This window comes from Paraburkholderia sediminicola (assembly GCF_046027355.1).
GTDB classification, from domain to species: Bacteria; Pseudomonadota; Gammaproteobacteria; order Burkholderiales; family Burkholderiaceae; genus Paraburkholderia; species Paraburkholderia sediminicola_B.
In genome coordinates, this window is the sequence record NZ_JAQQEK010000010.1 from 48,868 (window position 1) to 63,522 (window position 14,655).

General features: G+C 64.1%; 12 protein-coding genes. 4 read left to right on the top strand and 8 right to left on the bottom strand.

Annotated features, from left to right (window positions below; translation table 11 throughout):
- The first annotated feature begins 188 nt into the window (after positions 1–188).
- The 3 genes from PQR42_RS18565 to PQR42_RS18575 are packed head-to-tail and all read left to right on the top strand — an operon-like array spanning position 189 to position 3,062.
- Positions 189–1,361 carry a CaiB/BaiF CoA transferase family protein gene (locus PQR42_RS18565; RefSeq protein WP_408208362.1) on the top strand — a complete coding sequence of 391 codons (1,173 nt, stop codon included), beginning with the start codon at positions 189–191 and terminating at the stop codon, positions 1,359–1,361.
- Complete coding sequence (locus PQR42_RS18570; protein WP_408387142.1) at positions 1,358–2,107, top strand: electron transfer flavoprotein subunit beta/FixA family protein; 750 nt, start codon at positions 1,358–1,360, stop codon at positions 2,105–2,107. Before PQR42_RS18565 ends, PQR42_RS18570 begins: the two co-directional genes overlap by 4 nt.
- A 10-nt stretch (positions 2,108–2,117) precedes the next feature.
- The gene (locus PQR42_RS18575) at positions 2,118–3,062 is read left to right on the top strand and encodes an electron transfer flavoprotein subunit alpha/FixB family protein (RefSeq protein WP_408387141.1); all 945 of its coding nucleotides are present in this window, start codon (positions 2,118–2,120) and stop codon (positions 3,060–3,062) included.
- A 208-nt stretch (positions 3,063–3,270) separates the two neighbouring features.
- Here the strand turns inward: PQR42_RS18575 and PQR42_RS18580 are convergent, their stop codons facing one another.
- The 8 genes from PQR42_RS18580 to PQR42_RS18615 form a co-directional block, all read right to left on the bottom strand.
- Positions 3,271–4,095 carry an SDR family NAD(P)-dependent oxidoreductase gene (locus PQR42_RS18580; protein ID WP_408387140.1) on the bottom strand — a complete coding sequence of 275 codons (825 nt, stop codon included), beginning with the start codon at positions 4,093–4,095 and terminating at the stop codon, positions 3,271–3,273.
- Between the two features lie 23 nt (positions 4,096–4,118).
- Positions 4,119–4,538, bottom strand: coding sequence for a MaoC family dehydratase (locus PQR42_RS18585; RefSeq protein ID WP_408387139.1), 420 nt, complete (start codon positions 4,536–4,538; stop codon positions 4,119–4,121).
- A gap of 12 nt (positions 4,539–4,550) precedes the next feature.
- Positions 4,551–4,991 (bottom strand): MaoC family dehydratase N-terminal domain-containing protein, encoded by a 441-nt coding sequence (locus tag PQR42_RS18590; RefSeq protein WP_408208376.1) that lies wholly within the window; start codon positions 4,989–4,991, stop codon positions 4,551–4,553.
- 39 nt (positions 4,992–5,030) lie between these two features.
- Positions 5,031–6,215, bottom strand: coding sequence for a lipid-transfer protein (locus PQR42_RS18595; RefSeq protein WP_408208379.1), 1,185 nt, complete (start codon positions 6,213–6,215; stop codon positions 5,031–5,033).
- A gap of 30 nt (positions 6,216–6,245) precedes the next feature.
- On the bottom strand, positions 6,246–7,385 hold the full coding sequence (locus tag PQR42_RS18600) for an acyl-CoA dehydrogenase family protein (RefSeq protein WP_408208382.1): 1,140 nt from the start codon (positions 7,383–7,385) through the stop codon (positions 6,246–6,248).
- A gap of 45 nt (positions 7,386–7,430) precedes the next feature.
- Positions 7,431–9,311: a feruloyl-CoA synthase gene (locus PQR42_RS18605; RefSeq protein ID WP_408387138.1), complete on the bottom strand. Its 1,881-nt coding sequence runs from the start codon at positions 9,309–9,311 to the stop codon at positions 7,431–7,433.
- Positions 9,312–9,521: 210 nt separating this feature from the next.
- On the bottom strand, positions 9,522–12,368 hold the full coding sequence (locus tag PQR42_RS18610; RefSeq protein WP_408493694.1) for a winged helix-turn-helix domain-containing protein: 2,847 nt from the start codon (positions 12,366–12,368) through the stop codon (positions 9,522–9,524).
- 130 nt (positions 12,369–12,498) lie between these two features.
- Positions 12,499–13,116, bottom strand: coding sequence for a DUF2889 domain-containing protein (locus PQR42_RS18615; protein ID WP_408208391.1), 618 nt, complete (start codon positions 13,114–13,116; stop codon positions 12,499–12,501).
- A 288-nt stretch (positions 13,117–13,404) separates the two neighbouring features.
- On the opposite strand from PQR42_RS18615, the gene PQR42_RS18620 reads away from it, so the two are divergent.
- Positions 13,405–14,568, top strand: a complete 1,164-nt coding sequence (locus PQR42_RS18620) for a porin (protein WP_408387137.1) — start codon at positions 13,405–13,407, stop codon at positions 14,566–14,568.
- Positions 14,569–14,655 lie beyond the last annotated feature (87 nt).

Here is a 14,655-nt window from a genome sequence, read left to right on the forward strand (position 1 = left end):
TGCAAGCCCGGCGCACCGCGCGCCATTAACTAGCCATTAGCTCACCAGCGGCGCCACCCGCGCGGGGTGGTCCGGTTTGCCGCGCATTCTGGCTTACTTCGACTCAGGCAATGGCGATTGAAGAATTCATGCCGACGAACAGCGGTGTGCCAGGCGCGCCGTCATGCAAAACGGAGAGTGGAGGAACAATGGGTGTTTTGAGCGGTATTCGCGTGCTGGAATTCGAGGCCATCGGTCCGGGTCCGTTTGGCGCCATGTTGCTCGCCGACATGGGCGCGGACGTATTGCGTATCGACCGGCCGCTTCCACCTCAGGATCTGGGACCGAAGACGAACGGCAAGCGTGCGGACGTCACGGGCCGTGGGCGTCGCTCGGTCACGCTCGATCTGAAGCAGCCGCAGGCGGTCGCGGCCGCATTGGATCTGATGTCGCGCGCCGATGTCGTGATCGAAGGTTTTCGCCCCGGCACGATGGAGCGTCTTGGGCTTGGGCCGCAAGCCGCGTTGGCTCGCAATCCACGCCTCGTGTATGGCCGCATGACGGGCTGGGGACAAACAGGGCCACTCGCGGAGCGGGCAGGCCACGATCTCAACTACATCGCGCTGTCCGGCGTGCTGTCGGGCATCGGCCGCGCCGACGGGCCGCCCGTGCCGCCGCTAAACCTCGTGGGCGACTACGGCGGCGGCGGCATGCTGCTCGCGTTGGGCGTGGTGGCGGCGTTGTTCAACGTCCAGCGTGGCGGGGAAGGCCAGGTGATCGACGCCGCGATGATCGAAGGCGCGGCGCAATTGGGCTCGGTGATCTGGGGGCTGCTTGCGTCGGGTAACTGGCGGGAAGAGCGCGCCAGCAATCTGCTGGATGGCGGAACGCCTTGGTACGACAGCTATCGCACACGGGATGGTGGGTACATGGCGGTCGGCGCGGTCGAGTCGCGCTTCTATGCGGAATTGCTGTCGAAGCTCGGCCTCGCGGATGCGGGGCTGCCGGCCCAGCATGACCGCAGCGGCTGGCCCGTGCTGCGCGAGCGATTCGCGGCGGCATTTCTCACGCGTTCGCGCGACGAGTGGTGTGCGGTGTTCGAAGGCAGCGATGCATGTGTCGCGCCGGTGCTGAGTTTCTCGGAAGCGCCTGCGCATCCACAGCATCGCGCCCGCGGCAGTTTTGTCGAGGTGGCGGGCGTGGTCCAGCCGGCGCCCGCGCCGCGTTTTTCCGCGACGCCGTCGGCAATCGCGAAGCCGGCGCCGCAGCGCGGCGAGCATGGGCTCGCTGCCTTGCGCGACTGGGGGTTCGATGAAGCCGCCGTAGAACGTATGCGTGAACATGGGTTGGGTTATCAAGCTGAGGCGGAGACAAACAAATGAAAGTATTGGTCGCGGTGAAACGCGTGGTGGATTTCAACGTCAAGGTTCGAGTCAAGTCGGATGGCTCCGGCGTCGAGCTGGCGAATGTCAAGATGAGCATCAATCCGTTCGATGAAATCGCCGTCGAAGAAGCGGTGCGCCTGCGGGAAAAGGGCGTGGTGAGCGAAGTGATCGCGGTATCGTGCGGCACCCAGGCTTGCCAGGAAACCTTGCGCACGGCAATGGCGATCGGCGCGGATCGCGGCATTCTGGTCGAGACCGATGCGGAGTTACAGCCGCTCGCCGTTGCCAAACTGTTGAAGGCGCTGGTCGACAAGGAGCAACCGCAACTGGTGATTCTCGGCAAGCAGGCCATCGATAACGACTGCAACCAGACCGGGCAGATGCTGGCGGCACTCGCGAGTTTTGCGCAGGCCACATTCGCGAGCCGGATCGAGCTGGCTGACAATTGCGCGACCGTCACACGTGAAATCGACGGCGGCCTGGAGACGCTTCGGCTGACGCTGCCGGCGGTAGTCACGAGCGACCTGCGCCTGAATGAGCCGCGCTACGCGACGTTGCCCAACATCATGAAGGCGAAGAAAAAGCCGCTGGATGTCGTCACGCCGGAACAACTCGGCGTGGATATCGCGCCGCGTCTGAAGGCGCTCAGCACGACTGAGCCGGCCGGACGCGGCGCGGGCATAAAGGTGCCCGACGTCGCGGCGCTGGTCGCGAAGCTCAAGAACGAAGCCAAAGTCATCTGAGGGAATCGATATGAGTGCATCCAATCAAGTGCTGGTCGTGGCTGAACACGACCACGGTTCGATCCGAACCGCCACGCTGAACACGGTAGCGGCGGCGCTGCAATGCGGCGCTGAGGTTCATGTGCTCGTGGCCGGGCAGGAGGCGGCCGGCGCGGCAAGAGCCGCCGCCGCGATCAAAGGCGTCACGCGCGTGCTGCATGCGGACGCGCCACATCTAGCCGACGGCCTCGCGGAAAACGTCGCGGCTCAGGTTGTCGCGCTCGCCGCAGGTTACGGCCATATCCTGTTTCCCGCCACCAGTGCAGGCAAGAACGTCGCGCCGCGCGTCGCGGCGCTGCTCGACGTCGCGCAGGTTTCCGATATCGTCCGTGTGCTGAGCCCGGACACGTTCCAGCGTCCGATCTACGCGGGCAATGCCTTGGTGACGGTGCAAAGCAGCGATCCGGTGAAGGTGCTCACCGTGCGTGTGACGGGATTCGATGCCGTGGCGGCCGAAGGCGGTGCGGCGCGGATCGACACGATCGATGCGGTAGCGGACAGCGGCTTGTCCAGCTTCGTCGAGCGCGTGGTGGCGAAAAGCGACCGGCCGGAACTCGGCGACGCGCAGATCGTCGTGAGCGGCGGCCGTGCGCTCGGCAGCAGCGAGAAATTCGCCGATGTCCTCATGCCGCTCGCCGACAAACTCGGCGCGGCGCTTGGGGCGAGCCGCGCGGCGGTCGATGCGGGCTTTGCGCCGAACGACTGGCAAGTCGGTCAGACAGGCAAGATCGTCGCGCCGCAACTGTATGTGGCGTGTGGCATCTCGGGCGCGATTCAGCATCTGGCCGGCATGAAAGATTCGAAGGTGATCGTCGCGATCAACAAGGATCCGGAGGCGCCGATCTTCAGTATCGCGGATTATGGGCTTGAGGCCGATCTGTTCGATGCGGTGCCGCAGCTGGTTAGTGCCATCTGAGGTGTTTCAACGCAGTAAAAAAAGGGGTATCGCATGTATCACGTAGCGATACCCCTTCGCATTTGCTACGACACCAGCGAATACGGGTTCGTCCCGTCATCGCGAAGCTCACCTTGAACTTCGCCACGCTAGCCGAAAAAACGCCGGCGTGCGTTTCGACGCAGGCCGGCGAAGGTGGCGTCCCGGTTCACCGCCGGGACTCCTTGGATTACTGCAGATTGCCGGCCACTGCGATGGTCTGCCCGGTAATGTAGTTCGACTCGGGCGAGCAGAACAGGTACACGCCGCCTGCCGCTTCTTCCGGCGTGCCGCCGCGTCCGAGCGGATTGCGCTGCGCGTGCGTCTTGAGCATCTCGGGATTGAGGCCCACCCGAATATCGCGTCCTTCGATCTTCACAGTCGCACCCGCGTGAGCGTCGGCCGTCGTCATGCGTGTGTGGATCAGACCGAACGCCACGCAATTCACGTTGACGTTGAAGCGCCCCCATTCGCGGCTCAGCGCGCGGGTCATGCCGATCACGCCGGCCTTGGCCGACGAGTAATTCATTTGCCCCGCGTTGCCATTGAGCGCGGACGTCGACGAGATGTTGACGATCTTGCGATACACGTCGCGGCCGGCTTCCTTGTCGGCGGCGTGGAGCGCCTTCACGTGCGGATAGGCGGCCCGCAGGATGCGAAACGGCGCGGTCATATGGCAATCGATGATCGCGTACCACTGCTCGTCGGTCATCTTCTGGATCACGTCGTCCCACGTGTAACCGGCATTGTTGACGATGATGTCGATGCCCTTGTACGTGCTCATCGCCGTATTGATGAAACGGTCGGCGAAGTCCGGCGCGCCCACGTTGCCGACGCAGGCCACGGCGTCCGCGCCCATCTTCTTCAAGACTTCGACCGTTTCGTGCGCCGGGTCGGCGTCGAGGTCGTTGATGACGAGGCGTGCGCCTTCGCTCGCCAGTTTCTCGGCGATCGCGCGGCCGATGCCGCGACCCGATCCGGTGACGAGCGCCACTTTGCCGTCAAGCTTTCCCATGTTTCCGTCTCCTTGTTTGATGCTCATGACAGGGCGATCACGGCGTCGCCGAGCACGCGCGGTTCGCCGTATTGATTCGCCGTTTGAATTTCCACTTTCACGCGGCGTTCGCCGTCGGCCTCGAACTTCTCGACTACGCGGCCACTGCACGTGATCCGGTGGCCGAGATGCGTGATGCCGACAAAGCGCACGCCGAATTGACGCAGTTGCCGCTGGTCGACCCAGCCGCTCAAGAGACGGCCGAGGTAGGCCATCGACAGCATGCCGTGCGCGAATACGTCGGGCATGCGGGCGCGGCGCGCGAAGTCGAGGTCGATGTGGACCGCGTTGTGATCGCCCGAGGCGCCGGCAAACAGCGCCAGCGTGGTGCGATCGATGGGCGCGAGCGTCAGCGGCGGCAGCGTGTCGCCGACCTTGACGGCGTCAAAGCTCAATGTGCTCATTCGTATTCCTCCTCAGCCATTGCGATGAACCAGCACGCTGCGCAGATCGGCCACGTGCTCGCCTTTCTGGTTCGTCACGCGCGTTTCGCGCACCACGAAATCGAGTGCGCCACCTTTCTTGTCGTAGATGTCGGCGATGTGGCATTCGAACAGCAGCACGTCACCGGCGTAGGCCATCCGGTGATAGGTGAACGACTGCTCGCCGTGCAGGATGCGGGCGACCTGGATGCCGATCTCGTCGCGCCAGCTTTTGTCCGGCTGTTCCAGCTCCAATGAAAACAGGAAGGTCGGCGGCAGCGGCAGGTTAGGGTGGCCCGCGTCGCGCGCGGCGGATTCGTCGAAGTAGACCGGATTGGTTTCGCCGATTGTCTGGGCGAAAAAGCGCAACCGGCCCGCTTCGGCCACCGTGCGAAACGCGGGAATGACTTTGCCGATGTGTTTTTTATCGATCATGTCGGACACTCCGTCGGAAGCTGCACATAAGTCGGTGCATCAAGCGGCCTTGTATACGGTCGTGACGCACGCGCCGCCGAGCCCCAGGTTGTGTGCCAGCGCGACCTTCGCGCCTTCGACCTGGCGCTGCTCGGCCGTGCCGCGCAATTGATGCGTCAGCTCATAGCACTGCGCGAGACCGGTGGCGCCCAAAGGATGTCCCTTCGACAGCAGGCCGCCCGACGGGTTGACCACCCACTTTCCGCCATAGGTGTTGTCACCGTCGTTGACGAGCTTTTCCGCTTCGCCTTCACCGCACAAACCGAGCCCTTCGTAGGTCAGCAGTTCGTTCTGCGCGAAGCAGTCGTGCAGTTCGATCACGTCGATGTCTTCCGGACCGACGCCAGCCTGCTCATAGGCGAGTGCAGCGCCGGCGCGCGTCATGTCGAAGCCGACCACGCGGATCATGTCGCGCGTGTCGTAGGTGCTCGGCTGGTCGGTGGTCAGGGACTGGCCGGCGATCAGCACGTCGGTGCGCAAGCCGCGCTTGCGGGCGAATTCCTCCGACACCACGATAGCCGCCGCCGCGCCGCAAGTCGGCGGGCAGGCCATCAGACGCGTCAGCACGCCCTCCCAGATCATCGGCGAGGCGAGCACTTCTTCCGGCGTCACGACGGTGCGGAACACCGCCAGCGGATTGCGCGCGGCATGCTGGCTCGCCTTCGCGCGAATCTTCGCGAACGTGGCGAGCTTGGTGCCGTACTTCTCCATGTGGGCGCGGCCGGCGCCGCTGAACTGGCGAATCGCATTCGGCAGATCGGTGCGGTCCACCAGTTCGTCGACCAGATTGATCGCACGTTCGAGCGCCGGCGCACGGTCACTCCACTTCGACGACAGCGCGCCCGGCTGCATGAATTCGAAGCCCACCGCGAGCGCACAGTCGACCGCACCGCTTTGCACGGCCTGCCGCGCGAGGAACAGCGCGGACGAACCCGTCGCGCAGTTGTTGTTCACGTTGATGACAGGAATGCCGGTCATGCCCACGTGATAAAGCGCCTTCTGACCACAGGTCGAATCGCCGTACACATAGCCGGCGTAGGCTTGCTGAACGTCCGCGTAATCGATGCCGGCATCGGCCAGCGCCTCGCGCACGGCGCCCGCGCCCATCACGTCGTAGGGATCGCTGGTGCCCGGCTTCTTGAACGGAATCATGCCGACGCCGGCTACGAAGACTTGACGAGTCATATCACTGCTCCTTGGTATGGGATGTTCGGATTACAACTTGCGGGAGATGAGGTCACGCATGACCTCGCTCGTGCCGCCATAGATACGAGTGACGCGCGCGTCGGCGAACGCCCGGGCCACCGGGTACTCCAGCATGTAGCCGTAGCCGCCGTGCAGCTGCACCATGTCGTCGAGCGCCTTGCCGAGCGATTCGGTGGCGAAAAGTTTGGCGATCGCAGCTTCTTCCAGCGTGAGACGCCGGCGCACGTGTTCGGCGAGGTAGTGATCGACGAGGACACGCACGGCGGTTGCTTGCGCCTTGATGTCGGCCAGCTTGAACTTGGTGTTCTGAAAGTCCCACACGGTCTGATTGAACGCCCTGCGGTCCTTGACGTAGTTGATCGTGTGCTCGAGGCAGGCCTCCAGTTTGGCAGCAGCGCCGACGGCGATCGAGAGCCGTTCCTGCGGCAGTTCGCCCATCAGATAGGCGAAGCCCTTGCCCTCTTCACCGAGGCGATTGCTCACGGGCACGCGCACGTTGTCGAAGAACAGCTCGGCGGTGTCCTGCGAGTGCATTCCGACTTTGTCGAGCTTGCGGCCACGGCGGAATCCCTCACGCGTCGCCTCGACGACGATCAGGCTCACGCCCTTGGAGCCCGCACTCGGATCGGTCTTGCAAACGAGAATGATGAGGTCGGCGTTCAGGCCGTTGCTGATGAAGGTCTTGCTGCCGTTGATGACGTACTCGTCGCCGTCGCGCAGGGCCGTGGTCCGGATTGCCTTCAGGTCGCTGCCGGTGCCCGGCTCCGTCATGCCGATCGCGAGGATGGATTCGCCGGTGCATGTCTTGGGCAGCCATTTCTGTTTCTGCTCTTCATTGCCGATGCGGGCAATGTACGGGGCGATGATGTCGGAGTGCACGCCGAAGCCAAGACCGCTCAAGCCGGCGCGATTCACTTCCTCGTTGAGGACCGCCGCGTGGCCGAAGTCGCCGCCGCCGCCACCATATTCCGTGGCCAACGTGAGACACAGCAGACCTTCGCGGCCCGCCTTCAACCATGTCTCGCGGTCGACACGGCCGGCCTTGTCCCACTCGGCCTGCTTGGGCGTGCACTCCCGCTCCAGGAAGCGACGCACCGTGGTGCGCAGCATTTCATGATCGTCACGAAAAACGGTGCGTGTAATTTGCATAACTAAATTCCTGAAAATGGACGCGGCGTGAGTCCGTGAGTGGAGTTATCCCGCGCAGGCGATATGCGCGGCAGGTTCGGAGTGGTAAAGCTGCTCGACTAGATGCGCGCGGCGCGCGCGGGTCACGGCCTGGTTGACGTAACCTTTTTCGGCGATCTCGTTGGCGTCGATCGAAGGCGGTTCGGCCATCAGCATCAGGCGCTCGATGGTCCGGCTGGCGCCGCCGCCCTGGTGACCGGCAAGCCGTTCGCGCAGCGCGGTGACCACGACCGGATGCTCGACCAGCGCCGCCGCGTCGAGCTCGGCGAGCTCGGGGGCGAGACGCCGGCAGGCGGCCACATTCGGCCACGCGAGCGCGGCGAGAAAGTCGCGGTCGTGGCCGCAGATCACGGCGTCGGAGATCAGCGGGGCGCACAGGTCGAGCAAGCCGAGCCGCACCGCGCCGGTTCGCACCCAGGTGCCGCTCGTCAACTTGAAGTCCTCGACCACCCGGCCGGCGAACAGCAGGCCTTGGCCCGGATCGTCGGGATTCGCGAGGCGCACGGCGTCGCCCAGCCGGAAGTAACCTTCGTCGTCGAAAGCGGCGGCGGTCAGTGTGGGATTGCCGATGTAGCCGGCAAACACATTTGCGCCGCGCATGCGGATTTCGTAGCGGCCATCGCCGCCTTCGAGCGGCAGGAGCTTGACCTCCGAGCCCGGCACCGGTCCGCCGATGTTGCCGAGATCGGTCGCGGGCCAGCCGCAGTAAGTGCCCATTCCACTCGTCTCGGTGCAGGCAAGGCCCGTCGAGAACACGATGCGCTTGCCGATCGTGTCGACGGCTACGCGCTGAATGCGATGCCATACGTCCGTCGGCAGACTTGCTCCGCCGTAGCCGAAATACTGCACGTTGGCGAACAGGCTCTGGGCGAGCACGGGGTCGCGCTCGAGTTCGCCCGCCAGCACGGCCCATGCTGAGGGCACGCTGGTGAAGATGGTCGGCGAGACTTCACGGAGATTACGCACGGTGCGCTCGATCAGGCCAGGCAGTGGCCGGCCGTCGTCGATATAGTGAGTCGCGCCGAATTGTATCGAGCGGCCGATGTTCAGGACGCCGCCGAGGCCGTGGTGCCAGGGCAGCCAGTCGAGAAACACCGGCTGCGATTCTTGCAGCCAGCCGAGATTGTCGGCGTAGTAAGCGGCGACCGCCCTGAAGTTACTGTAGGCGAGCGGCACGCCTTTCGGGGTGCCAGTCGAGCCCGATGTGAAGAGGATGCGCACGGTGTCGTCGTGGCGGATGGCCGCGTGCGCGGCGGCCACTGCGGCAGCGCGCGCCGGCGTCAGCTCACAGGCAAGCAGGTCGGCCCATGCGCATTGTGAGCGTTGGTGATTGCATACAGCGATGACCGGCGTTGCGGTCAGTTCAGCGATCGCGAGCGCGCGTTCGAACGGCGTCGCGTCCTGCACGAACACGGCCGCCGGCGGCACCAGTTCGAGCACGCCTTTCAGCCGCGCGAAGTTCTTGCTCAGCGTCGAATAGGCGGGCGACACCGGTGCGGCGGGAATGCCGACGTATTCGGCTGCCAGCAGCAGCACCGCCTGTTCGATCGAATTGCCCGACAGCAGGACGAGCGGGCGCTGCTGTCCGAGGCCCATGTCCAGCAATCCGGCGGCGACTGTTTGCACCTGACGCCACAGTTCGCGCCAACTGATCGAGCGCCACGCGCCGCTTGCATCGCGTTCACGGAATGCCGGACTGGCGCCGCGGCGCTCGGCCCATTCGGGGATGAAATCAGCGAAGCTGGTTTGCGTAATGTCGGGGGGCGGACTGGCCGAACTGAGCATCAACGTGCCGTCGGAGCGGCGCGCGACGAGCGGACGCCGTTCGGGAAAGCGTACGGGACGGTAAGGGGCTGCCGTGTAGTCATTAGCCATGAGCGTAGTCATTACGCTTGTCTCCTGAGCTTCAGTGCGCGCCAAGGTGCGCACCTGCGTTTGTTTTGTGAGGCGCGCCTGCCGTGAACGGTTGCGCGCGACCCCTTGAGTTATAGGATAGGGGCTCGTGGCCGGGAGCGAACCACCCAAGGTGGGTGGCCAGGAGGGATGGAGCAGAACGCGAGGGGGACGCCCGGCGGAGTACGTGAAGACCTGGGCGCGTCAGCCGGCCTCTTCACCGGCAACGGGTGGCGAGCCCAGTTCGAGGTCGCGTACGCGTGCTACCGCTTCATCGCGGCTGGTCACGCCGAGCTTGCCGTAGATGTTCTTCAGATGCCACTTCACGGTCTCAGGCGAGATGCCGAGCGTGCGGGCAATTTTCTTGTTCGGCAACGCCTGCGCAAGCAGGCCGACAACCCGCGCTTCGCGCTCGCTCAGTGTCTCGGCGCCAGTGGGCGGCGCGCTTCGGGTGCCGGGTTTGGCGGCCGCTTCTCCGCCGCGGCTCAAGGTGGCCTTCCGCGCAGCCTGCAGCCGGTTCACATAGAAGGACAAAACCGGATCGTGTGCCTCGCCTTGTACCACTGCGGTAATGAGATCCAGCGCGCCGGGATCGGCGTCGAGCAGGCTGCGCACGAGACCCAGCCGGTGACCCCGGCGTAACGCGGCGAGCACGGCGTCGCGCGCCGCATCGGACCGGCCGCGCCGCGCGTCGACGACGGCCGCCTGCATCTGGAAATGCGCAACATGACGTTGCCAGCCGCGGGCCTCGCAGAATGGAATCAGCGCCTGAAGGCGGGCCGCGGCACTTTCGAAATCTTCGTGGGCAATACAGCAATTGATGTGCGAGCTCTCCGCCATGGCGTGGATTTCCGCGCCTGCCCCCGCCGGGGTGGCCACCGAGGTGTCCACGGCCCGCGCCGCGATCATGTCGATGCGGGCGAGGCCGGCTTCCGCTGCATCGAACTGAGCGCTCAGCAGATGGCGACGAATCTGCTCCGCCATGCTATGCGCGATGAGCCGATGCAAACCGTATTGCGTCGCGTATTCTTCGAGGCGCTCGAGATAGGCGAACGCATCGAGACGATGTCCCGCTACCCAATGGACCGCAGACAGCACGGTCAGTACACGCAATACGGAGTCCGGAATGGACACGCGTTCGAGCACGTCGATGCGATCCTCGAGAAGCTTGCGAGCCGCGTCCAGTTCGTTGAATTCGTACAGCACTTCGCCGAGCAGGGCTGCCGCAAAACACGCCGCTTCGGCGGCGGCGCTGCCGCGCCGATCGGCCTCGAATAGAACGTCTCGGCTGATCCGCTCGACCTGGATGAACCGGCCTTCCAGCGCATAGCTGAAACCCGCGATGCAGCGGCCGTTCAGCATGCCGGCCGAGGTACCCATGAGCGGTGCGCCGTCCACGAGGAGTTGCGGCGCCTCGCTCTGAACGCGGCGGGCTTCTTCGTACTCGCCGAGGCGCATGTAAATCCACGACAGCAGGTTGTTGCGGCCGCCGACGGCGAGGCTGTCGGCGTCGGCCGGAATGGGCAGCAAGTGCGGCAACACCGATACCGCCTCGTCGGAGTCGTCGCGCTGGACCGCGAGCGCCGCCTGTAAGAGGGTGAGCCGATAGCGGGAATGCGCATCGCTTTCGGGGATATCAGCGTGCAGGCGCGCGATGGCGGTGGCGCAGGCATCGAATTCACGCGCATACAGTTGCAGATGCACCATCCATAGGCGCAGTCCGATACGGGCTTGCACTTCGGCAAGCGGCAGAAGACGTATCAGCCCGACCAGCTTGCGCAGGTCGCCGTTGATCTGCATCGTTCGCGCGACGCGCAGCACGAGGTCGGCCGCCGCTGCCGGCTCGCCCGCGAGTAACGCATGCCGCACGGCGTCGTCGGGCTGCTCGTGATCGCGGAACCAGGTCCATGCGGCCAGATGCACGTTCCGTTGATGCGGTTCGCTGCGTGCACGAAAACGCTCGAGCAGTGTCTCGCGAAAGAGCGGATTCAGCCGATACCACGACTCGCGACCCGAACTTTCGATGGGTGCGAGGAACAGGTTGTCGCTCTCCAGTCTCGTCAGCAGCGCACGCACTTCGGCGGGCGACTGTTCGTCGCCGATCAATGCGATGCACAGCGGTGCGCATACCCGCGTGCAGCTCGCCATCCGGACCAGCAGTTCCACTTCGGAAGGCGCGAGGCGAGACAATACTTCGCGTTCGAAGTACTCCGCGAACCCGCGGGCGTCCAGAAGCTGGGCGTGAGCGGGCGGGTCGGCCGACGCGAGGTCCGAAACACTTTGCTTCTTTCGCTTGAGACGCATCGCGAAGAGCTGCAGTCCCGCCACCCAGCCGTCGGTGAGTTCGTGCATGTGCCGCGCGTTGCGCTGGCCAATCTCGCCCACTTGCCCCTTCAGGAATGCTTCGGATTCGGCGGCCGTGAAGCGCAGGTCGCGCATGTCCAGTTCCAGCACGAGGCCCTGATCGCGCGGGCGGCCCAGTGAAAGCGGCACCGTGCCACGCGAGACGAGCACGAGATGGAGATTCGCCGGCGCGTAGTCGAGCAGCCATTGCAATGCTTCGTGATTGCGCGCATTGGTAACGTGATGCAAGTCGTCCAGCACGAGTACGACGTCGTTCGAATGGGCCGCGATGCCGTGCACGAGGGCGATGATCGTGCGTTCGACCGTTTCGTCGTCCATGCCGCGGCCGTCTAACAGGGCCGCTTCGCGGCACATCGCCGGATCGACGTGGGCGAGGCTGGCGACGAGGTAGTCGAGAAAGTGCGCGAGTTCGTTGTCCTCAGGTGCGAGTGTCAGCCATGCGATATCGAAGCCGAGCGGAAGCAAGGCCTCGCGCCACGCGATTAACAGGCTTGTCTTGCCGCAGCCGGCGGGACCCTGGAGTACGACGCAACGATTGCGCCGTGCGTCGAGTAACTGCGCCAGAAGGCGTTCGCGCGCGACGATGCGAGCGGTGCTGCGGGGCGGAATCAAGCGGGGATCAGTTCGGGATTCCGCGGCGCCGCCTTGTGAGCGGCGTGGGTCCACGGGAGGGAAATTCTGCGGCATCTTGACCTGCGCCTTGCGCGCTTCGGCTTCGCGCCTCGCCGGCGTGGGCCAAAGGACGAAATGATAATCGGCACATTGTAGCGCAGCGCAGATAGCGTTTTCACGACCGGCAGGGGAGTGTCTTCCCGAATCATCCCTGGCCTGGCGGGCGGCTTGTGTTGGCAGTGTGCGCGTCGCGTCGCGGCAATTCGTGTTTGCGCCGCGATACGAATTGCACGACGTCGCCGTCCGCGCGCCATGCGTGGCAGGTGTCGATCATCGGATGCGCCTGAACAGTTTTTTCCCCGTCGTCGGATTCGTTCTGGACGGGCGTGGTCTTGCGCCAACCCATCAGTGTCTGGATGGCCGTCGTGGCGATCGGACCGAGCAGTTCGGTCAGATGTGTACAGCCATTTGGACCGCTCAGCCGGCTCTTGACTTCCCTCATGAATCCCGCGCCGATACTCAAGCCCTCGAGGCGGCGATACGCGTCGTTGATTTCCGTGCAAAAGCGGCTCGGCGCGGAGTCGGTATGGGCCTCGATGCGATGGATCACGAGCTTCGAATCGATCGTGACGATGATGCGCATTTCGTGAATCGGCGAACCGGCGGGCACGGACTTGAAGAGCAGATCGGTGTCGTCGGCCTTCGTATCGCGCATGCGGCCTTCGATGTCGAACAGGCCGTCGCTTCGTACGAAGCCCATGCATTCGACACGGCGCGTATGCACGAGCCGCCGCGCTGAAGGATTCGATGGGATGGCAGACATAGATATCTCGCTTGCGGAAACAATCTCAATATTATCGAGCCTATTTGAACGGCGAACGCCGGCCGCCCCCTGCATCGGGGGGGCGGTCTCGATGCGGATCGCCGCCCGCTTCATCGCTCGGGGTATTCCCGTCCCCCCTCTGTTTGGGTAGGTCATCTGTCCGGAGGTGCCTGCAATATGGGCTGGCAAAGATCGGCCTGGTATTGCCGGCCGTCGTCCGGCGGGGATCTGCGTGAGTTTGCTCGACCCGTGTCCATCGGACACGGCAAACACAAAGAGGAGACATGCATGCGTTTTATGAGTCAGGGTATTTGCGGGGCTACATTGATTCTTGCCGCCGGGGGAGCGGCGGCCCAGTCGAGCGTGACGCTGTACGGGGTAGCAGACGCGTTTGTTCAGTATCTGGACAATGGCGGAAATCATTCGTTTTCCGAACGAAGTGGCGGTTCAACCGGTTCCCTGTTCGGCCTGAAGGGAACCGAAGACCTCGGTAACGGGCTGAAGGCGGTGTTCGACGTGGAAACCGGCTTCAACATCAACAACGGCGCCTTTTTTGCCGACAATACGGCGATGTTCTACCGGCAATCGTGGGTAGGACTGAAACACGATACCTATGGCTCGCTGACCTTCGGCCGTCAGTATCAACCGAGTTTCTGGGCTGTCTACTTCACGGACCCGTTCCGTGGCAACGAAGTCATGTCGCCGCTGGCAGCGGCCGACCTCGCCGGCGCAACCGACCGGTCCACGCTAGCGACGCAGTACGTGTCCGGCCGAACCAGCAATTCGATCGTCTATATGTCGCCCGACATGAGAGGCGTGCACGTCTACGCGATGTACGCGATGCCTTCCACGGTGACGCAACCCGTGCAGGTTCGGTCCGGCGCGATGGTCGACCTGGCGGCGAACTATTCGGGCTATGGTTTTTATGCCGGCGTCGGTTACCAATATCAGCATGGATCACAGGAGAGTGCGCCGCTGGTGCCCGCTGCCCCGACGCTGCTCACCACATTCGACCTGATGGGAACAGAGCACTTCGCGGGGGCGTTGGCCTACCGGCTGGGCATCGTGAACTTCCAGTTCAACTACTCGTATAACCGGCCGAAGGATGCGCCCGCCGGCGCGCTCGTCACCGTCACGCCCGCAGTCAAGTTGCCGCTTTCTTCGCTGGTTCACTCGTTCAGCATTATGGAACTGGGGGCGACGATCCAGGCCACGGCGGCGGACGTGATCGAAATCGCCGGCATTGAACGGAATGTGCGTGGGGTTCACGACAACACGCTAGGGATCGAGGTCGGCGTCGACCACAGTCTGTCGAAGCGGACGAGTCTTTACATGCGGGCCGGTTACCTGAAGAACAACGGCAGCGCAAACATGAGCTGGCCTGGCGTGACGGGCGTCGCAGCCGGTTCGAAGCAGGCTCTTGCCGTGCTCGGCATGACACATCGTTTCTGACGGCGGTGCGCGTTTTCGGGAAGACGTCGTGTGGCGACGTCGCCCGTGAGCGCTGTCATGTCTGTTTTCAACGGGTTCGATATAACA